This window comes from Muriventricola aceti, assembly GCF_025567565.1.
GTDB classification, from domain to species: Bacteria; Bacillota; Clostridia; order Oscillospirales; family Oscillospiraceae; genus Lawsonibacter; species Lawsonibacter aceti.
Genome location: NZ_JAOQKF010000004.1, coordinates 1 through 18957, shown reverse-complemented (window position 1 = coordinate 18957; position 18957 = coordinate 1). Strand labels below are relative to the sequence as shown.

The 18957-nt window shown below is 57.9% G+C and carries 18 protein-coding genes and 1 other annotated feature; of the genes, 8 read left to right on the top strand and 10 right to left on the bottom strand.

Annotated elements, in window-relative coordinates:
- The first annotated feature begins 234 nt into the window (after window positions 1–234).
- Window positions 235–469, top strand: a binding site (T-box leader).
- A 65-nt stretch (window positions 470–534) separates the two neighbouring features.
- From ilvB (OCV64_RS05370) to ilvC, 5 genes are all read left to right on the top strand, one after another.
- A complete protein-coding gene (gene ilvB / locus OCV64_RS05370) occupies window positions 535–2163 on the top strand; it encodes a biosynthetic-type acetolactate synthase large subunit (protein ID WP_186852852.1) in 1629 nt (542 codons plus the stop codon).
- 14 nt (window positions 2164–2177) lie between these two features.
- Window positions 2178–2663 (top strand): acetolactate synthase small subunit, encoded by a 486-nt coding sequence (ilvN, locus tag OCV64_RS05365; protein ID WP_147572328.1) that lies wholly within the window; start codon window positions 2178–2180, stop codon window positions 2661–2663.
- Window positions 2664–2814: 151 nt separating this feature from the next.
- Complete coding sequence (gene ilvB / locus OCV64_RS05360) at window positions 2815–4518, top strand: biosynthetic-type acetolactate synthase large subunit (protein WP_262669509.1); 1704 nt, start codon at window positions 2815–2817, stop codon at window positions 4516–4518.
- A 15-nt stretch (window positions 4519–4533) separates the two neighbouring features.
- Entirely contained in the window at window positions 4534–5100 is a 567-nt protein-coding gene (gene ilvN / locus OCV64_RS05355) for an acetolactate synthase small subunit (RefSeq protein WP_147572326.1), read from the top strand.
- Window positions 5081–6100 carry a ketol-acid reductoisomerase gene (ilvC, locus tag OCV64_RS05350; RefSeq protein ID WP_147572325.1) on the top strand — a complete coding sequence of 340 codons (1020 nt, stop codon included), beginning with the start codon at window positions 5081–5083 and terminating at the stop codon, window positions 6098–6100. Before ilvN (OCV64_RS05355) ends, ilvC begins: the two co-directional genes overlap by 20 nt.
- Before the next feature lie 56 nt (window positions 6101–6156).
- On the opposite strand, the gene OCV64_RS05345 is transcribed toward ilvC, so the two are convergent.
- The 4 genes from OCV64_RS05345 to OCV64_RS05330 all read right to left on the bottom strand — a co-directional run bounded on the left by OCV64_RS05345 (window position 6157) and on the right by OCV64_RS05330 (window position 9456).
- Window positions 6157–6396 (bottom strand): hypothetical protein, encoded by a 240-nt coding sequence (locus tag OCV64_RS05345; RefSeq protein ID WP_147572324.1) that lies wholly within the window; start codon window positions 6394–6396, stop codon window positions 6157–6159.
- 449 nt (window positions 6397–6845) lie between these two features.
- Window positions 6846–7067 (bottom strand): hypothetical protein, encoded by a 222-nt coding sequence (locus tag OCV64_RS05340; protein ID WP_262669508.1) that lies wholly within the window; start codon window positions 7065–7067, stop codon window positions 6846–6848.
- Window positions 7068–7393: 326 nt separating this feature from the next.
- On the bottom strand, window positions 7394–8446 hold the full coding sequence (spoIID, locus tag OCV64_RS05335; protein ID WP_262669507.1) for a stage II sporulation protein D: 1053 nt from the start codon (window positions 8444–8446) through the stop codon (window positions 7394–7396).
- A 65-nt stretch (window positions 8447–8511) separates the two neighbouring features.
- Window positions 8512–9456, bottom strand: a complete 945-nt coding sequence (locus OCV64_RS05330) for an L-lactate dehydrogenase (RefSeq protein ID WP_262669506.1) — start codon at window positions 9454–9456, stop codon at window positions 8512–8514.
- A gap of 210 nt (window positions 9457–9666) precedes the next feature.
- Between OCV64_RS05330 and OCV64_RS05325 the strand changes: the two genes are divergently transcribed.
- Window positions 9667–10305 carry a recombinase family protein gene (locus OCV64_RS05325; protein WP_262669505.1) on the top strand — a complete coding sequence of 213 codons (639 nt, stop codon included), beginning with the start codon at window positions 9667–9669 and terminating at the stop codon, window positions 10303–10305.
- A 207-nt stretch (window positions 10306–10512) separates the two neighbouring features.
- Here OCV64_RS05325 and lepA read toward each other — a convergent pair whose 3' ends face one another.
- Window positions 10513–12321, bottom strand: a complete 1809-nt coding sequence (gene lepA, locus OCV64_RS05320; RefSeq protein ID WP_262669504.1) for a translation elongation factor 4 — start codon at window positions 12319–12321, stop codon at window positions 10513–10515.
- Between the two features lie 184 nt (window positions 12322–12505).
- A complete protein-coding gene (locus OCV64_RS05315; protein ID WP_262669503.1) occupies window positions 12506–13201 on the bottom strand; it encodes a helix-turn-helix domain-containing protein in 696 nt (231 codons plus the stop codon).
- 239 nt (window positions 13202–13440) lie between these two features.
- Here OCV64_RS05315 and pta point away from each other — a divergent pair, with 239 nt between their 5' ends.
- On the top strand, window positions 13441–14415 hold the full coding sequence (gene pta / locus OCV64_RS05310; RefSeq protein ID WP_147572317.1) for a phosphate acetyltransferase: 975 nt from the start codon (window positions 13441–13443) through the stop codon (window positions 14413–14415).
- Between the two features lie 238 nt (window positions 14416–14653).
- On the opposite strand, the gene OCV64_RS05305 is transcribed toward pta, so the two are convergent.
- The 4 genes from OCV64_RS05305 to OCV64_RS05290 all read right to left on the bottom strand — a co-directional run bounded on the left by OCV64_RS05305 (window position 14654) and on the right by OCV64_RS05290 (window position 18023).
- Window positions 14654–15118 (bottom strand): helix-turn-helix domain-containing protein, encoded by a 465-nt coding sequence (locus tag OCV64_RS05305; protein ID WP_262669502.1) that lies wholly within the window; start codon window positions 15116–15118, stop codon window positions 14654–14656.
- 184 nt (window positions 15119–15302) lie between these two features.
- The gene (locus OCV64_RS05300) at window positions 15303–16211 is read right to left on the bottom strand and encodes an RluA family pseudouridine synthase (RefSeq protein WP_262669501.1); all 909 of its coding nucleotides are present in this window, start codon (window positions 16209–16211) and stop codon (window positions 15303–15305) included.
- Window positions 16198–16683 carry a signal peptidase II gene (lspA, locus tag OCV64_RS05295; protein WP_147572314.1) on the bottom strand — a complete coding sequence of 162 codons (486 nt, stop codon included), beginning with the start codon at window positions 16681–16683 and terminating at the stop codon, window positions 16198–16200. The genes OCV64_RS05300 and lspA overlap by 14 nt, the downstream gene beginning before the upstream one ends.
- A gap of 89 nt (window positions 16684–16772) precedes the next feature.
- Window positions 16773–18023: a M16 family metallopeptidase gene (locus tag OCV64_RS05290; RefSeq protein ID WP_262669500.1), complete on the bottom strand. Its 1251-nt coding sequence runs from the start codon at window positions 18021–18023 to the stop codon at window positions 16773–16775.
- Window positions 18024–18170: 147 nt separating this feature from the next.
- Here OCV64_RS05290 and OCV64_RS05285 point away from each other — a divergent pair, with 147 nt between their 5' ends.
- Window positions 18171–18926: a M23 family metallopeptidase gene (locus tag OCV64_RS05285; protein ID WP_262669499.1), complete on the top strand. Its 756-nt coding sequence runs from the start codon at window positions 18171–18173 to the stop codon at window positions 18924–18926.
- The last annotated feature ends 31 nt before the right edge of the window (window positions 18927–18957 follow it).

The window sequence follows — 18957 nt, the reverse complement described above, 5'->3', positions numbered from 1 at the left end:
AAACCCGCTAAGAGCAAATAAAAAAGGGGGCTTTTTCAAAGAAAAAGTGCCCTTGGTAGACATCTGGTAGACACCCAAAAAATGGAAAAGCGGGAAAGCCCTGTTTCCCAGCGCTTTCCCGCTTTTTTTGGTAGACATTTGGTAGACATGGTCAAGCAATAAAAAACGGAGAAATTTCCGGGGAAAGGGAATTGACAAATCTGACAGAATAGAGTATGATTGTGAACAATCATCATAAACGCGATGAACGGGACAGTAGGCTTGTCTGGATGCGAAGAGAGGGCGCGGTCGGTGTAAGCGCTCGTGAAGGACCTCCCCCGAAGCTCGCCCGTGAGCAGTCCTTCTGAACTGGCGGCGTGCCATAGTAGGTTGGAACGGTTCTCCCACCGTTATTGGGGAAATGAGCGCATAACCAGTCAAAGGTTATGAATTTAGGTGGTACCACGGAGCATCCGGCTTCGTCCTATCTGTATGGATAGGACGAAGCCGTTTTTGTTTTTTTGATCCAAAGCACACCAATGGAGGTGAAGTTCCATGAATGGAGCGCACGCGTTGATTGAAAGCCTGCTGCGTGAGCAGGTAGACCATATTTTTGGCTACGCCGGAGCCACCATCTGCCCGGTGGTAGACGCCCTAAAGGAACATCCGGAGATCGGCTATACCCTGGTGCGGACGGAGCAGAACGCCGGCCATATGGCTTCCGGCTATGCCAGGGTCAGCGGCAAGGTAGGAGTATGCATGGTCACCTCCGGTCCCGGGGCCACCAACCTGATTACTGGTATCGCTACAGCCTACATGGATTCTATCCCCATGGTGGCTATCACCGGACAGGTGCCCAGCCATCTTCTGGGCCGAGATATCTTCCAGGAGGTGGATATCACCGGTGCCGTGGCGCCCTTCTCCAAGCACAGCTATCTGGTGAAAAACGCCAACGACATTCCCCGGGTGGTCCGAGAGGCCTTCCATATCGCCTCCACTGGTCGTCCGGGCCCGGTCCTCATTGATATTCCTATCGATGTCCAGGAGCAGACGTTAAAGAAGTTTGACTGGCCCGAGGAGGTCAATATCCGGGGGTACAAGCCCAGCGTCAAAGGAAATGACCTCCAAATTAAGCGTGTAGTGGAAACCATCGCCAAGGCCCGCCAGCCTCTGATTTGCGCTGGCGGCGGTGTGTGGCTGGCCGACGCACAGGAGGAGCTGCTGGAGCTGGCGGAGACCGCCAATATCCCGGTTGTCAAGACCATGATGGGCATTGGCCTGATGCCCACGGACCACCCACTCAACCTGGGCATGATTGGAGCCCACGGCAACCACTGCGCCAACAAAGCCCTGGCAAAGTCCGACCTGCTCATCATGGTGGGCACTCGGGCTGCCGACCGGGCCATCATCTCCCCCGACGAGATACAGCGCAGGATGGCCACCATTCATATCGACGTGGATCCGGCGGAGATCGGGAAAAATATGCAGGCCGCCGTCCCCCTGGTAGGAAACGTGAAGGTCATCCTTCGCCAGATCCTGGATATGGGTGTTTCCAGCACCGATTCTGCCGACTGGCTGGCCATGCTTCGGGACTACCGGAAGGCCGAGTTGAGCCGGGTCTTTCCTAAGCGCCCCGGTTCTGTGTTCCCTGGTACTGCCATCCGTAGGCTGGGGGCCAAGCTGGATGAGGACGCCGTGGTGTGCGTGGATGTAGGCCAGAATCAGATCTTTACCTGTAAGTATTTTCCCCAAAAGCACGGCCGACTGCTGACTAGCGGCGGCTTGGGGACCATGGGCTACGCCCTCCCCGCCGCGATTGGCGTCAAGGTGGCGAAGCCGGGCAGGCAGACCGTCGTTGTCTGTGGAGACGGCTCTTTCCAGATGGCCATGAACGAACTGGCCGCCATACGGTGTGCTGATTTGGATATCAAGATTCTTGTGTTTCAGAACCATACCCTGGGTTTGGTCCACCAGATCCAGAAATCAGTTCCTTATCATGGCCCCTTTGGGGTGGATTTGGACGGTTCCCCGGACTTTGCCGCCATTGCCGCCGCTTACGGGATCCCCAGCATTATGGTCCGCGAGGAGGAAGAACTGGACGAGGCCATCGAGCGCTTTCTGTCCACCAAAGGCGCCTGCCTGATGCTCTGTGAAGTCCACCCCGACGTGGGCACCAACGATTAAAGGAGGGGGACCAGATGAAACAGACAATCTCCGTGCTGGTGGAGAACCAGGCGGGCGCTCTAAACCGTATTACTGGGTTGTTTGCCCGCCGAGCCTTCAACATCGAATCCCTGGCCGTGGGTGTCACCGACGACCCTACCATCTCCCGTATCACAATCATCGTGGATAGCGGCAACAGCGTGGTGGAGCAGGTGGAAAAGCAGCTCAACAAACTCATCGAGGTCATCAAGGTCCGCACTTTGGAGGAGACCAACTTGATTGGCCGGGAGCTGATGATCTTAAAGGTAAACGCCAACAATAAAACCCGGCAGGATATTATGACCATCTGTTCCATCTACGGGGCTAAGGTGGATGATATCTCTCCTACCTCTATGACTCTGGAACTGTCCGACACGCCGGATCGTCTGGATACCTTCCAGGCCATGATGCGGCCCTTCTCCATTTTGGAGGTTGCCCGTACCGGCGTCATCGCCGTGCAGAAGGGCGGAGGGAAAATTTGAGCGCGGAGCTTGGAGCGGAGCGGCGAATACAAACCAGGGCAGGCGAAGTCCGGCCGTTTGTGTCCAGAGCCGCAGCGAGAGCGCCCAGACCGCATGCGCAAAGCGCAGCGTAACATCACACTTCTATCTCACCCAAAGGGGGTCAGCCGTTTTGAAAGTACGCGCCACTCAGGCCATCATGGAGTGTCTGCTGGAGCAGGAGGTGGACACTGTTTTCGGATATCCAGGTGGAACGATCCTGAATCTCTATGATGAGCTGTATAACTATCAGGATAGGATCCACCATATCTTGACCGCCCATGAGCAGGGGGCTGCTCACGCCGCCGACGGCTATGCCCGTTCCACCGGGAAAGTGGGGGTCTGTTTCGCTACCAGCGGCCCTGGCGCCACAAATCTGGTCACCGGGATTGCCACCGCCTATATGGACTCTTCTCCCATTGTGTTCATCACCTGCAATGTGACGGAGCAGACGCTGGGGAAGGACGCCTTTCAGGAGGTGGACATTACCGGCATCGCTATGCCTATTACCAAAGCCACCTATCTGGTCCGGGACGCCCAGACCATCCCGGACGTGATGCGTCAGGCATTTGCCGTGGCGGCCACCGGCCGGCCCGGCCCGGTGCTCATCGATTTCCTGAAAAATGTTACGTTTCCCAGTGTGGAGATCGACTATGAGTTTGTCCCTTGGAGCAGGAACCGCTCCTGCAGCTCCATCCAGTCCCTGGCCACCAGCCACGAGCTGAAGGCTCCGGAGCCCAACAAAGGGGACATTGAAACCCTGGTGGAGATGATTGCCCAGTCCAGGCGGCCGCTGCTCATCTGCGGCGGCGGTGTGGTCCGGGGCCGAGCCCACCGGCAGTTCCGGGAGTTTGCCGAGAAGCTGGACGCTCCGGTGGCCATCACTGTTATGGGGGGCGGCGGCTTCCCGGGCGGACATCCGCTGACGACAGGGATGATTGGGATGCACGGCTCTCAGGCATCCAATGTGGCGTGCAATGAGTGTGACCTGCTCATCGCCGTGGGCTGCCGCTTCTCAGACCGGGTGGCGCTCCAGCCGGAGACCTTTGCCAGCCAGGCCAAGGTCGTCCAGATTGACATTGACCGGTCTGAGATTGACAAAAATGTCCTCACGGACCACCACATCATCGGTTCAGCCCGGCGGGTGTTGGAGATGCTCAACGCCAAGCTGCCCCAGTACAGCCATCCGGAATGGAAGGAGCAGGTCCTGCCTCTGCGGGTCCCCTCGGTGGCGGAAACGGGAGATAAGCTTACCCCCAAGCAGGTGCTGGAGACCATCCGGCGTCTGGCGCCCCAGGATACCATCGTGGCCACCGATGTGGGCCAGCATCAGATGTGGTCCATTCAGCACTTCCATTTTGACTATCCTGGGCAGCTGCTGACCAGCGGCGGTTTCGGGACCATGGGGTTCGGCCTGGGAGCGGCCATCGGGGCCAAGCTGGGCAACCCGGACAAGGTGGTGGTCCATACCACCGGAGACGGCTGCTTCCGCATGAACTGCCATGAGCTGGCTACGGTAGAACATTACCACCTGCCTATCATTACAGTAGTGTTCAATAACGGCACCCTGGGTATGGTTCGCCAGTGGCAGAATCTGATCTACCATCAGCGGTACTCGGAGACCACCTTGGACCGAGGCCCGGACTTTGTCAAGTTGGCCGAGGCCTATGGCCTGAAGGGCTTCCGGGTAACCAGTATGGCGGAGATGGAGGCGGCCTTCCAGGAAGCGCTGACCGCTGGCTGCGGCTGTGTCATCGACTGCCGCCTGGATATGGATGAGATGGTCCGGCCCATGGTAGCCGGCGGCGCCCATATCACTGACTTCTTACTGAAATAAGGGGGCTAGGGGGATATGAAACGGGAATTTGATCCAGAAAAAAAGCTGTATACCCTGGCCATCCTGGTCCAGGACATCCCCGGCGTATTGAGCCAGGTGGCCCGGTTGTTTGCCCGTAAGGGGTATAACATCGAGTCCATTGTCACCGGCGGAACCGACCGACCCAACACCGCCCGCCTGGCGATCAGCATTCTGGCGGACGAGCTGATGATAAACCAGATTGCCGACCAGTGCCGTAAGCTTATCCCTGTGCTGGCGGTAAAGATCTTGGACGAGGCCACCTCTATCCAGAGGGAATTTTCTCTCATCAAAGTCCGGGCCACGGACCGCAATTCCAGGGATGAGGTCATTCAAATGGCCAACATCTTCCGGGCCAACATCATCGATGTGGGCCGGGACACCCTGACGGTAGCTATCTTCGGTGACCGGTCCAAGACCAGGGCACTCACAGACCTGCTGGCCGACTTCGGCATTCTGGAGATCGCAAAGACGGGTACTCTCGCCATCGAAAGAGGGCGTAGCACTATATATGATGACAACAAACTGAAGGAGGAATACAACTATGGCAAAAATGTACTATGAGAAGGACTGTGATCTGAGCTATCTGGACGGGAAAAAGATTGCCATTATCGGATACGGTTCCCAGGGCCACGCCCACGCCATGAATCTGAAGGACTCCGGCTGTGATGTCTGCGTCGGCCTGCGCCAGGGCTCCAAGAACTGGGCCAACGCTGAGAAGGCCGGCCTGCAGGTCAAGACAGTGGAGGAGGCCGCCCAGTGGGGCGATATCGTCATGATCCTGATCAATGACGAGGTCCAGGCCGAGGTCTATAAAAAGTCCATCGCCCCCAACCTGTCCTCCGGCAATATGCTGATGTTTGCCCACGGCTTCAATATCCGCTATCAGCAGATCGTTCCCCCCGCCGACGTAGACGTGGTTATGATCGCCCCCAAGGGCCCCGGTCACACCGTCCGCTCCACCTATGTCAACGGCAAGGGCGTGCCCTGCCTGATCGCCGTAGAGCAGAACGCCACCGGCGACGCCTATAAGCTGGGACTGGCCTATGCCGCCGGCATCGGCGGCGCCCGGGGCGGCGTGATGGAAACCACCTTCCACGATGAGACTGAGACCGACCTGTTCGGTGAGCAGGCCATTCTGTGCGGCGGCGTGGTGGAGCTGATGAAGCTGGGCTTTGAAACTCTTGTCGAGGCCGGCTACGAGCCCGAGAACGCCTATTTTGAGTGCATCCACGAGATGAAGCTTATCATCGACCTGATCAACAAGGGCGGCGTGGCGGCCATGAACTACTCTATCTCCGACACCGCAGAGTATGGCGAGTATGTGTCCGGTCCCCGTGTCCTGCCCTATGAGGAGACCAAGAAGAACATGAAGGCAGTTCTGAAGGACATCCAGGACGGCACCTTTGCTGGTAAGTGGATCGCCGAGAACAAGAACGGCCGCACCTTCTTCAACTCCATGCGGGCCAATCTGGCCAAACACCAGATGGAAACCGTGGGTGCCGAGCTGCGGAAGAATATGATCTGGGGCGGGGATACCGATTTGGATACTGCTTCCAACTAAATACTGCTCCGCATCAAAATTCAGGCCCCCCGGCATAAGCCGGGGGGCCTGCTTAGTTAAGACATGAGCTCAAGGAGCTTTTTGACCACCAAAATACCGTCCAAGATCCCCGCTACGAGCAGTACCGGCACGATCCAGCCCTTCGGCCGATCTACGATCAAAGCGCCGAAACATTCAATCAAAAGTGATGTGTAGAATATGAGGCTTACTGCCTTCATACTGGAAAAAATCCCGGCTGCTATCATGATTACGAGAACAGTGACGCGGTAGCGGTAACGGTACTTTTTACGGTCCATGTCCGAGCCCTCCTGACATCAGCAGTCGTATCCGCCTTAAATGGGTTCCATGGCGTAAGCTGGGGGTTCCCTCTATTTTTTTAGGGCTGGTGATAACTCCCGAAGCAGAGCGACAAAGGATAAAATGATAAGGGGGAGATAAACCAGGGCCCGAACATAATGCTTCTTTTTTATTGTACAGATACACCCAATGACCCCATAAAGAAAGCCGCCAATACAATAAATACAGATAGCATAGGTGACATCTGTAAATAAGAGGGCGATCAGGGAGGAACACAAGGCTGTTATCAAAATATATTTATCTATGTTCCAATCAGACCCCATTTTTATCAGTCCTCCAATGGTGCGCTGGTATTTTGGTGCGGCCTATGCCCAAGCGCCTGTGACATCAGCGGCCGTATCCATCTTGAACTGCTCCCCTGGCAACACCGGAGGTTCTAGTTTTTCAATTACTCGGATAAGAGTCCAACAAATTCCCGGACGGTGAACACGCTGCCCAAAACCACCATGACGAGCAGCATCAGGGCGAGCCAGCGATTCCGCCGAAATTTGATTAAACAGACGATGCCTTCTATCAAGATTGAGAGGGAGAATACAAAACTTCCCACCTCCGGGCCGTAAAGAAATGCGGCTGCTGTCATGACCGCCAAGCCAGCGATCTCATATTTCATAGAATCCATCCCCAGTCACTCCCTCGCTGCCGGCAGCGGTCGTATCAGTCTTGAGGTGGGTCCCCCGGTTTCTTTGGCGAATAGATAGCGTGGCAGGCTTCCCCAGCTAGTTCGCTGTTCTGGGTAGCAAATGTGAAATAAGTGCCCGGAATATATTGGGATTTAACCCGGCATTGTAGATGTATTACTGGCTTTATATTACTGAAATTTGTTCGATATGTAAATAAGCTCTAGAATATAAAAACAGCTAAAATTTTGGCGTGCGTTTTGACGTTACATGAGAGATGGCACAGCCCTCCCGGCAGGCCGGGAGGGCTGTGCCTTTCTCACCAGAGATCGTCTACCTGGGTGCCGGTATAGTACCAGGTCAGGATGTCTGTAAAATTTTTCCCCTCTTTGGCCATGGCGTTGGCTCCATACTGGCTCATGCCTACCCCGTGGCCGTAGCCAGTAACGTCGAAGGTAAAATTTTCCCCGTCCCAGGTCACGGTAAAGGCGGCGGACCGGAGGGACAGCATGGACCGGACCTGGCCGCCGGTGAGGGTAAGGCCGCCAAAGGGGATGGAGGTGACGGTGCCGCCCTCGTCCCGGACGGCCGGACCGAACCAACTGGAGGGCTCCCCGGACAGATCCGCTCCGGGGTAGGCGGCCAAAGCCGCCTCTTGGACCTGCTGAGAGGAGAGAACGACCTGGCTGTGGTAATTGGGGACCTCATCCCCCTCTGGGCTGTCCACGCTTTTCAGATAGTCCACGCTGTTGCCCCACACCGCCACAGCGTCCACGGTCCGGCCGGCGGCGGAGGAGAAGAACAGTGCCTGAATGGGCTGCCCCTCATAGAGAATACCCAGCCCGTCGGTCCCCTCCACCGCCTGGGAAATCTTTTCCTCATACTCCTGGGCATTTAGTCCCCAGCGGGCCAGGGCCGCCTCCCGCTCGATATAGGCCTGACAGCAGGTGCTGTCTTCACAGATATTCGCTCCTGGGTGCTTGTCAGAGCCGGAGTTCTGCCTGACTACCGTATAGGTTCGCGCGGCGCAGGCTTGGGCTTTCAGGGCCTCTAGTTCAAAGGAGGCCGGCATTTCAGCTGCCACTACCCCCCACAGGTAGTCAGCCATAGACAGCTCCCGGATCGTTCCGTCGTCCATCTGCAGCCGTACAGCTCTCCCGCGGTCCCGGGAGGCGGCCTGTACTCCACCGGAGGCTGCGTCCCCGGACGGAGGAAGTGATTCAACCACCTCGGATCCTTGATATAAGGGATCTCCCCGGATTAGAATTCCGGGCAGACAGAACAGTACGCCCACGCTCAAGAGAGCGGCCGCCACCACCTGCCGCAGAGACCGCCCCAGCCATATTTTTGCCCGTGCCCGCTGTATCCTCATCCCGCGCCCCTCCTTGTCCTTTGGGACAACTTATGGGACGGCGGGCTTTTTTATGCCTGTTACCGTTACAGGTCCAAAGACTCGATGGCCTCCTTCATCTGGCGGGCGGAGTCCTCCAGCGCCTGACGCTCCTCCCCGTTCAGCGGGATTTCCAGCACTTCCTCCAGGCCGTTCCGCCCCACGACAGAAGGGATGCTGAGGGCCAGGCCCTCCAAGCCGTACTGTCCCTCCAGCACCACGGACACCGGGAGAACAGAGTGTTCGTCCCGCACCAGGCACTGGGCGATGCGGCCTACTGCCATGGCGATGCCGTAGTAGGTAGCCCCTTTTCGTCGGATGATCTCATAGGCGCTGTCCCGCACCCGTCGGTACAACTGGTCCAGGTGGCAGTTGTCCACTCCGCCCCGAAGCTGACAAAACTGGTCCAGATCGATGCCCGACACATTGGCCCCGCTCCAAACCGCCAGCTCGCTGTCCCCGTGTTCCCCAATGATAAAGGCGTGAATATTTCGGCTGTCCACCGCCAGCTCCTCGCCCAGCAGCTGCTTCAGCCGTGCGGTGTCCAGCACGGTACCCGAGCCGATGACCCGGCCTCTGGGACAGCCGGACAGCTTCCAGGCCGCATAGGTCAGTACATCTACCGGATTGGAAACGATCAGCAGGATACCCTGAAAGCCGCGGGCGTTAATTTCAGTGAGAATACTTTTGAGGATGGCGGTATTTTTGCCGATCAGGTCCAGCCGGGTCTCACCGGGCTTCTGGTTTGCCCCGGCGGTGATAACGACAAGAAAACAGTCAGCCAGATCGTCATAGTCCCCGGCCGATATTTCCATGGTGGAACCGTAAGGCAGGCCGTCACTCAGGTCCATGGCCTCGCCCTCCGCCTTGGCCCGGTTCACATCTACCAGCACCAGCTTGGAAAACAGGCCCTGCTGCAAAAATCGGAAGGCGATGGAGGCACCCACCGCACCGCAGCCAATGATGGCCGCCTTTCTGGGATCTGTAGTCATGATTGTTCTCCTTTCTCAGGCCTAAAAGCCCTCTGGCTTTTAGTTGTGCCTGATTTTTCGAGCCGCTATTCCTGAAGATTCGGTGTTCACTTTCCATTAGAGGATGAGAGGGGCTATGAGTTCCTGATTTTTTTGACTGGTCTCTTGATCTAGGCTGCGCTTTCTCCTCACGTTGCCTTATGATGGTAGAAAACGAAGGGGGAAAGCAAATTGATCTATGGCTATATTCGTGTGTCCAGCACGGACCAGAACGAGGACCGGCAGCGGTTGGCCCTGCTGGCTGCCGGGGTACCATCAGACAGTCAATATATGGATAAGCTGTCCGGCAAAAACTTTGAGCGGCCAGCTTATAAGCGGATGCTCAGACGGTTACGGGCAGGGGACCTGCTGTATATCCTAAGCATCGACCGCCTGGGCCGCAATTACTCCGAAGTGCTGGAGCAGTGGCGGGTGCTGACCAAAGAAAAGGGAGTGGACATTGTGGTGCTGGATATGCCTCTTCTGGACACCCGACGGGGCAAAGACCTGATGGGTACCTTTATCGCCGACCTGGTGCTTCAGATCCTGTCCTTTGTCGCGCAGAACGAGCGGGAAAATATCCGCAAGAGACAGGCCGAGGGCATTGCCGCCGCCAAGGCCAGAGGAGTGCGGTTTGGCCGGCCGTCCCAGGCTTTGCCGGATAATTTCTACCTGATCCATAAGGCGTGGCGGGAAAAGAGCATAACCCTCCCCCAAGCAGCCTGTGCCTGTGAAATGCCCATCGGTACCTTTTATGCCAAGGCCAGGAAGCTGGAGGAGCTGTCCTCCATGATCCGAAGTTCCAAGAGGTTGTCATCAGAACGAGGATAGAAAAAAACGGGCGGTACATGAAAAAATCATGTACCGCCCGGCCTCACCACTGTTTTGGCGGAATCGGCCCGGTTTGCCGGGGGCCCTGAGGGTGATTTCAATGCTTGGGTGGGAATAAACGCAATTTTCCGCTTCGCCGCGAATTTACGGCGCACAGCGCCGCCCCATCAAAGATGGGGGCCCAGGAAGGCAGACGAAAATGCCCGTTTACTCCTCGTCCAGCTTGAGGACTGCCATAAATGCCTCAGTGGGCAGTTGGACGGTGCCCAGAGTACGCATTTTCTTTTTGCCTTCCTTCTGCTTCTCCAGCAGCTTTTTCTTTCGGGTGATGTCACCGCCGTAGCACTTGGCCAGCACGTCCTTCCGCATGGCCTTCACCGTCTCCCTGGCGATGATCTTGCCGCCGATGGCCGCCTGAACGGGCACCTCAAAGAGCTGGCGTGGGATATTCTCCTTTAGCTTCTCGCAGATGCGCCTGGCCCGGCCATAGGCCTTCTCCCGGTGGACAATAAAGGACAGGGTGTCCACCTGGTCCCCATTGAGGAGCAGATCCACCTTCACCAAATCACTCTTCTCATAGCCCTCTAGCTCATAGTCCAGGGAGGCGTACCCCTTGGTGCGTGCCTTTAGCGCATCGAAGAAATCATAGATGATCTCCCCGATAGGCATGGAGTAGTGCAGTTCCACCAGATTGGTGTCCAGATACTGCATGTCCTTAAAAACACCTCTACGGTCCTGGCACATAGGCATAATATTACCCACATAGTCCGGGGGCGAGATGATGGATACCTTGGCGTAGGGCTCCCGCGCCTCACTGATGGAGCCGGGGTCGGGGTAGTTGTGGGGGTTGTCCACACGGACCACTGTGCCGTCGGTCTTTGTTACCTCATAGATAACGGAGGGCAGGGTGGTTACCAGGTCCAGATCGAACTCCCGCTCCAGCCGCTCCTGTATGATCTCCATGTGGAGCATTCCCAAAAATCCACAGCGGAAGCCGAAGCCCAGGGCAATAGAGGACTCCGGTTCAAAGGACAGGGAGGCGTCGTTGAGCTGGAGCTTTTCCAGGGCGTCCCGCAGGTCGGGGTATTTGGAGCCGTCCTCGGTATATATGCCGCAGTAGACCATAGGCTGGGCGGGCCGGTAGCCGGGCAGAGGGGCCGCCGCCGGGACCTCCGCCCCTGTGATGGTATCGCCGACGCGGGTATCCTTCACATTTTTAATGGAGGCGGTGAACCAGCCCACCTCGCCGGCGGTCAGCTCTTGGCAGGAATCCATGCCTAGGGGGCGCAGATAGCCGCAGTCCAGCACCTGATAGGAGGCTCCGGAGGCCATCATCCTGACCTGCATCCCCTTTTTCAGTGTTCCCTCCATTACCCGGAAATAGACCACCACTCCCACATAGGGGTCATATTGGCTGTCGAAGATCAGGGCCTTCAGCGGGGCTGAGGGATTTCCTTGGGGAGCGGGAATATTTTGAACAATGTCCTCCAACACGGCGGAAATATTGATTCCCTGCTTGGCGGAAATCTCTGGAGCGTCCTCGGCGGGGAGAGCCAGGATGTTCTCGATCTCCTCCTTCACCCGCTTAGGGTCGGCGGCGGGCAGGTCGATCTTGTTGATTACAGGCAGGATCTCCAGATCATGCTCCATAGCCAGATAAGTATTGGCCAGGGTCTGGGCCTCGATGCCCTGGGAAGCGTCTACAATAAGCACCGCCCCCTCGCAGGCGGCCAGAGAGCGGGACACCTCATAGTTGAAGTCCACATGCCCAGGGGTGTCGATCAGGTTGAGGGCGTAAGTGTTCCCGTCCTCCGCCCGGTAGTCCAGCCGGACAGCCCGGGCCTTGATGGTGATGCCACGCTCCTTTTCCAAGTCCATGTTGTCCAGCAGCTGGGACTCCATCTGCCGCTGCTCTACCGCTCCGCACAGCTCGATGAGCCGGTCAGACAGCGTCGATTTGCCGTGGTCAATGTGGGCTATGATAGAAAAGTTGCGGATTTTAGATTGATCGGTCATAAGCATAAACCTCCGGTAGGAAATCAAACCAAATCAAAGCCAAACGACTGCACATCTGTCAGCGATTTATCGCTTACGGAGTGGAGCCCCCCTTGTGAGCAGATGGATCTGATATGGAGAGGGCGAGCGGTTGAAGCTTGAGAGGTGGAGGGGAAAATGAGCAAGTGGGAAAAACGCGCCCGCCTCACTTGCTCTTCCGGCCTTCCAACAGCCCATTGACCCGCTCTCCGGTGTTATGGACGATTTGGAGCAGGGATTGATACAGCACCGGGTAATCACGGGCCAAAATATCATTGGACAGCTCAGGCAGGGGGGCCTTCTCTTTGACCTGGGCCGCCAGGGCAGCAGAAAACTCCGACTCGGAGCAGCTCATGTCCGCGTCGGCCAGCCCGCCTTCAAACAGGTGGGGGGATACGGAAAAAAAGTCCGGGTTGTTGGCTGGATTGGCCTGATACAGCCGGCGGTACATTTTATAGACCGCCCCGGACAGATAGTTGGCGCAGGCGCGGATGGCCTCCCGGCTGCCCGTCTTGGCCAACAGGTCGAACAGTACGCCGATGGAGTTGACCAGCAGCTTTTTAGACAGGAGGGCCAGGACGCCCCCGCGCAGAGAGTTGTCCTTCTCGTCGCTCAGGTCGTACAGCTCCTCGGGGGCAATGGTGGTGCCGTCCCGGCTAAGGGTGCGCCCCAGGAGAAAATCAGCGGACACGCCGTAATAGTCACAGGCCCGGACCACAAAGGGCAGGCCAGGCTCCCGAATACCGTTTTCATAGTGACTGAGCAGGGCCTGGGAGATGCCCAGGGCTGTGGCGGCGGTGCGCTGGCTCACCCCTTTCTCCTGCCGCAGCAGGGAGAGGGTGCGGGAAAATTCTTCATTCATATCTCTCACCTCAACGCGCTCCAGGGGAGCGACAATACACTTGGTATAGTATACCTGAAACCTATACTTGTCGTAAAGAGCAAAACTGAAAAATTTTGTTCCCGCCGAACAAAGATTTTTCACAGGATACACGGGAAAAACAGGCGAAAGCCCCTTGCATTTCGGGTCCGAAAATGCTACCATAGGGACCAGGAATTGGCGCTTTTCCGCGCCTGATTTTTGATTTGGAGGAAGTCGTTATGTTTAGAAAGCTCATTGAGATCCTGAAGGCCCATCCTCGCAAGATTGTATTCACTGAGGGGACCGATCCCCGTATCCTGGAGGCATCTGCCCGTCTGCTCTCCGGGACCTTCCTGACCCCCATTCTCATCGGCAACGAGGCTGAGATTCTGGCTGCCGCCGAGGACGCCGGCTTCAATATCCGGGGTGCCATCATCGTAGACCCTGAGAACTATGAGAACATGGAGGCCATGGTGGCCCGCATGGTGGAGCTGCGCAAGGGCAAGATGACCGCCGATGAGTGCCGCGCTATGTTGAAGAAGGGCAACTACTTTGGCACTATGCTGGTGGCTATGGGGGAGGCCGACGCCCTGCTGGGTGGCGCTACCTACTCCACTGCCGACACCGTCCGTCCCGCCCTGCAGCTGGTCAAGACCAAGCCCGGCAATTCCATCGTGTCCTCCTGCTTCATCCTGGTCCGTCCTTCCGCCACCGGCGAAAACGATGTGCTTGCCATGGCTGATTGCGCCATCAACATCAAGCCCACTGAGGACGAGCTGGTGGAGATTGCCTCTGAAACTGTGGACTGCGCCAAGATCTTTGGCATCGACCCCAAGGTGGCCTTCCTGTCCTACTCCACCTTTGGCTCCGGCAAGGGCGAGGATGTAGACAAGATGCGCAACGCCGCCGAGAAGGCCAAGCTGGCTATGCCCAACGTGCCTATCGAGGGCGAGCTGCAGTTTGATGCTGCCGTGTCCCCCCGTGTGGCCCAGACCAAATGCAAGGGCTCCAAAGTGGCCGGCTATGCCAACACCTTTATTTTCCCCGACATCAATGCCGGCAACATCGGCTATAAGATCGCCCAGCGCCTGGGCTCCTTTGAGGCATACGGCCCCATTCTGCTGGGCCTGAACGCCCCCATCAACGACCTGTCCCGCGGCTGTAACGCCCAGGAGGTCTACTCCATGGCAATTATTACCGCGGCCCTGGCCTGATTTAATCAAAGCGGAAGGAACGCTCTTCGGAGCGTTCCTTTATTGTTTGCTATGGAGTGACCTGCCACCCCACAGGCGGGGCGCGCTGTGAGCCGCAAAGCGGAGCTATCCGCCCTACAAGTCGTAGCGAAAGCGGCCCAGCATCGAAGAGACCAAGACATGACAACACTGCCGTTGAAAGGGGAGCACCCAGATAGGCGCTCCCCACGTTTGTATTGATGCAATTTCCTTCCCCACACTACTCCAGGTCGTCGTTTTCCCGGTCCTCTGTCTGGTCATAGTAGTCCCGGTTTCGGATCTCATCCTTCAACCCACAGTAGCAGAACATCATGACGATGGCTAAAAAGAGCTGACCGCACAGCACAATAGCTGTATCAGTAAAAGTGCCTGCTACCAGGCTTATGGGGATGGGCAGAACCCAGAATACCATAACATAAAACATGGGGATCACGCCCAATACCGGCCAGAAAGACACGCCGCGGTAGACCCGCCCCCGGCCGCTGTCCTCGCCGTAAAGCAGCCGCTCCGGCTCCACCCCCAGTAATTGGGCGATCTGCCCCAGAACGTCCAGACTTGGTTGGGCTATTCCCCGCTCCCAGGCGGATACCGTCTGCCGCGTCACATGAAGGGCCTGGGCAAGCTGTTCCTGGGACATCCCTTTTTCTTTCCTAAGCCTGCGGATATTTTGAGAGATCTGTTTCATAAGTCCCCTCCTGTTCTTGTGTTCTGGGTTCAGTATATCTGAACCGGTTTGCCCTGACAAGCAAATCATATTTGCCCGCCGCTTTCAGCAAGGGAAAAAGCCCGCCGCTCCTGTGATTCTGGTATGGAAATCCAGATACCCATGAAAAAGCTCCTGTATCGGCCATAGGCCAGCACAGGAGCTTTTAATGTTCCAGCTTTTCCAAGACATCCCGGAACCAATCAGGCAGCGGACACTCCAGTTCCAGCGGCTCCCCGGTGGAAGGGTGGACGAACCGGAGCCTGCGGGCGTGCAGGCATTGGCCGGCCAGTCCGGGCCATGGCTTTTTGCTGCCGTACACCGTATCCCCCAGCAGCGGATGGCCGATGGAGGCCAGATGGACCCGAATCTGGTGGGTACGGCCTGTTTCCAGCCGGCACTCCACATGGGTATAGCCAGGATAGCGGGCCAGAACGGACCAGTGGGTCACCGCCTCCCGGCCGTTTTTGCGGTCAACGGCCATCTTTTTCCGGTCCACCGGATGGCGGCCGATGGGAGCGTCCACAGTGCCACAGTCTTCCCGAAAGCCTCCCACCGCCACCGCCTCGTACACCCGGGCCAGGGAGTGATCCTGGAGCTGGGCGGCCAGGGCCAGATGGGCACGGTCGTTTTTAGCGGCGACGATCAGGCCAGAGGTGTCCCGGTCAATGCGGTGGACGATGCCGGGGCGAAGCTCCCCGTTGATTCCAGAGAGAGAGGTCCCACAGTGGTACAGCAGGGCGTTGACCAGGGTCCCGTCTGGGTGTCCGGGTGCCGGATGGACCACCAGCCCCACCGGCTTGTTGACCACAATCACATCGTCATCCTCATAGATCACATCCAAAGGGATGTCCTGGGGGACCAGGTCCACGGGCTGTGGCTCGGGCAGGCAGACTGTGAGGGTGTCCCCAAGCCTGGTCTTGTCATTTTTTTTGGCGGCCCGGCCCCGGAGGGTGACCGCCCCCCGCTCCAGCAGCCGCTGGGCGGCGGAGCGGGTCAGGTCGGGGACAGAGCGGGCCAAAAAGGCGTCCAACCGCTCCCCCTCCCGGTCGGCCGTCAGATCAAGCGGGATCATCGTCAGTCTCCCTGCCCGGATGGGGCTCCAATTTATCCGCCAGAAAGAGATAGTAGAGGGCGGCGGCAATGCCCCCCACCACCACACAGATGTCCGCCACATTAAAGACGGCAAAATTCATGAACAGCACGTTGAACATATCCACCACGAAGCCCCTGAAGACCCGGTCGATAAGGTTGCCCACCGCCCCGGCCAGCAGCAGGGTCAGGATGACCTTTCCCAGTGGATGATGAAAAAAATTCTTCCAGATAGCCAGGGCCAGCAGCACGGACATGACCAGGGACACCAGGGCGAGCAGCCAGGTGTGCTCGGAAAAAATAGAAAAGGCCGCCCCAGTATTTTTTACATAGGTCAGTTCCAGCAGATGGGGAATAAAGGGCACATGGGCCCCCAGCTCAATGTTTTGCAGGACCAGATATTTCACCAGCTGATCCAGGGCCACCAGGACAGCCGCAAGGATGGCATAGGGCATGGACTTCTCCTCCAGGCACGTTCTTTTTTTCTATCATAACACATGGACCGGGCGAGAAAAAGCCCCTTTTCCAAAAAGCGGGAGAAAAATCACCCCTCCAGCCAGCGGCGGTACTGGTCCCCGGCCTCCACCCGTCCTAAAGCGGACAGGGAGGCCAGGTCCCAGTGGAAGATCTCACGGGCCAGATCCCTCAACTGCGCCCGGGTGGCGCTGTCATAGAGGGAGATGATCTCCTCGGTCTCCTGCACCCTGCCGTACAGGAGGGCGGAGGCCCCCAGGTGGCTCATCCGGGCCTGAATAGACTCAGCGCCCATCAGGAGATTGGCCTTGGCCTGCTCACGGGCCCGGTCAAGCTCCTCCTGGGACGGCCCCTCCTGGAGCAGCCGCTCCACTACGTCCCGGACCGTGTCCAGGGCCTGGCGCTCCTGCTCTTTTCCAACGGCGGTATAGATGCCAAGAAGCCCTGTATCCTGGTGGTCGGCCACATAGGAGTAGACGGTATAGCACAGGCCGCGCTTCTCCCGGACCTCTTGAAACAGGCGCGAGGAGCACCCTCCCCCCAGCAGGGCGTTGAGCAGCTGGAGCTGCCGCCGCCTGGGGTCCAGATAGGTCGGGGAGGGAAAGGCCAGAATCAGGTGGTTTTGCTCAATGGCCTTCTTCCGGGCGGTGACCGCCGGGCGGTAGGCGGCTGGCTTCTGGACAGGAGCGACCCCCGGCTCCAGAGCGGACAGGCAGTCCTTCAGCTTGTCCACTTGGCTGTCCGTAAAGCTGCCTGCCAAGGCGGAAACCAGAACTCCTGGTCGGTAGTGCTCCCGCCGCCACTGGTCTAGCCACGCTCCGGTCATGGGGGCCAGGGTGGATTGGGTGCCTAGGATGGGACGGGCCAGGGGGGATCCCTTGTACACGGCGGCGGCCAGCCGCTCGGATACCAGGTCGTCCGGGGCGTCCTCATACATTCCAATCTCCTCTAGGATGACGCTCCGCTCCATCTCCACATCTTTCTGGGCGAATCTGGAGTGAAAGAGCATGTCGCTCAAAATATCCAGGGCCTGGTCTAGGTGACGGTCAAGGCTCCGGGCGTAGAAGCAGGTGTGCTCCTTGGTGGTATAGGCGTTGACCTGACCGCCAATGGCGTCCATGTCTCGGGCCAGCTGGGCAGCGGACCGGCGGGCTGTCCCTTTGAACAGCATATGCTCAATGAAGTGGGCGGCCCCATTCTCCACGGCCGATTCGTGTCGGGAGCCAGCGCCGACAAAAAAGCCCAGGGCCGCCGACCGTGCGCCGGCCACCCGCTCTAGTAGAATCCGGGCTCCATTAGACAGTGTTAGTTCTTGATACATCTGGACCTCCCGAGAACTGTAGTCGATTTTTAAGCAGTATACCATAAAAAGAGGGATTCGTCCATGGCCGGCCCGGCCAGAAAATTTTTGCCTGCCATGTATAACCACTCCTTCCGCTGTCCACAATAGGCTTCGGAGGTGCATTTTGTGAAGAATCGAAACCTGATACAACGTCTGGGCGACTTCATGCTGGGAAAGGGCTTTTACATAGTCCTGTTCCTGTGCGTCGCCACCATAGGAATCTCGGGCTATTATCTCCTCAACTCCATCGCCGGTGATATGGGTGGGACCTCGCCGGTGACCGGGAACCCCACCGTGGTCCTGCCTGACTCCGAGGCCAACGGGCCCGATCCCGCGGGCACCATTACCCCGCCGGTCTCATCAAAGCCGGATGACCAGCCCACCGGCAATCCGGAACCGGTGACCCAGCCGGATGACCCAGAGCCGGTCAAGCAGCCCGCCGAAACCACGCCCCAAGAGGACAAGCCTACCGCCACCGTTTTCACCTGGCCTGTAAAGGGAGAGATCTTACGGGAGTTCAGTGTGGAGACGCTGCTGCTGGACCCCACACTTGGGGACTGGCGTACCCATGGGGGGTTGGATCTCTCTGTCCAGGCGGGCACCCAGGTGCTAGCCATGGGCGACGGCACTGTGGTCCAGGTCTTTGAAGATGGCCTGATGGGTACGTCCGTGGTCATTGACCATGGGAACGACCTGACCTCAACCTACTGTAACCTAGACCAGGTCCTGGTTGCGGAGGGAGATACGGTGGAAACAGGTACCGCGATTGCCACCGTCGGTGCCACAGCCATCGCGGAGAGCAACATGGGCTCCCACCTCCATCTGGAGACTGCGGTGGACGGTGTGGTGGTAGACCCCGCCGAATACCTGCCCCAGCGGTGAACAAAAGGGCCTCTGCCATTCGGCAGAGGCC

What these genes read in the sequence shown, in the direction of transcription:
- ilvB (WP_186852852.1), top strand. Translation starts at nt 535, where the DNA reads ATGAATGGAGCGCACGCGTTGATTGAAAGCCTGCTGCGTGAGCAGGTA.
- ilvN (WP_147572328.1), top strand. Translation starts at nt 2,178, where the DNA reads ATGAAACAGACAATCTCCGTGCTGGTGGAGAACCAGGCGGGCGCTCTA.
- ilvN (WP_147572326.1), top strand. Translation starts at nt 4,534, where the DNA reads ATGAAACGGGAATTTGATCCAGAAAAAAAGCTGTATACCCTGGCCATC.
- ilvC (WP_147572325.1), top strand. Translation starts at nt 5,081, where the DNA reads ATGGCAAAAATGTACTATGAGAAGGACTGTGATCTGAGCTATCTGGAC.
- OCV64_RS05345 (WP_147572324.1), bottom strand. Translation starts at nt 6,396, where the DNA reads ATGGACCGTAAAAAGTACCGTTACCGCTACCGCGTCACTGTTCTCGTA.
- OCV64_RS05340 (WP_262669508.1), bottom strand. Translation starts at nt 7,067, where the DNA reads ATGAAATATGAGATCGCTGGCTTGGCGGTCATGACAGCAGCCGCATTT.
- spoIID (WP_262669507.1), bottom strand. Translation starts at nt 8,446, where the DNA reads ATGAGGATACAGCGGGCACGGGCAAAAATATGGCTGGGGCGGTCTCTG.
- OCV64_RS05330 (WP_262669506.1), bottom strand. Translation starts at nt 9,456, where the DNA reads ATGACTACAGATCCCAGAAAGGCGGCCATCATTGGCTGCGGTGCGGTG.
- lepA (WP_262669504.1), bottom strand. Translation starts at nt 12,321, where the DNA reads ATGACCGATCAATCTAAAATCCGCAACTTTTCTATCATAGCCCACATT.
- OCV64_RS05315 (WP_262669503.1), bottom strand. Translation starts at nt 13,201, where the DNA reads ATGAATGAAGAATTTTCCCGCACCCTCTCCCTGCTGCGGCAGGAGAAA.
- pta (WP_147572317.1), top strand. Translation starts at nt 13,441, where the DNA reads ATGTTTAGAAAGCTCATTGAGATCCTGAAGGCCCATCCTCGCAAGATT.
- OCV64_RS05305 (WP_262669502.1), bottom strand. Translation starts at nt 15,118, where the DNA reads ATGAAACAGATCTCTCAAAATATCCGCAGGCTTAGGAAAGAAAAAGGG.
- OCV64_RS05300 (WP_262669501.1), bottom strand. Translation starts at nt 16,211, where the DNA reads ATGATCCCGCTTGATCTGACGGCCGACCGGGAGGGGGAGCGGTTGGAC.
- lspA (WP_147572314.1), bottom strand. Translation starts at nt 16,683, where the DNA reads ATGCCCTATGCCATCCTTGCGGCTGTCCTGGTGGCCCTGGATCAGCTG.
- OCV64_RS05290 (WP_262669500.1), bottom strand. Translation starts at nt 18,023, where the DNA reads ATGTATCAAGAACTAACACTGTCTAATGGAGCCCGGATTCTACTAGAG.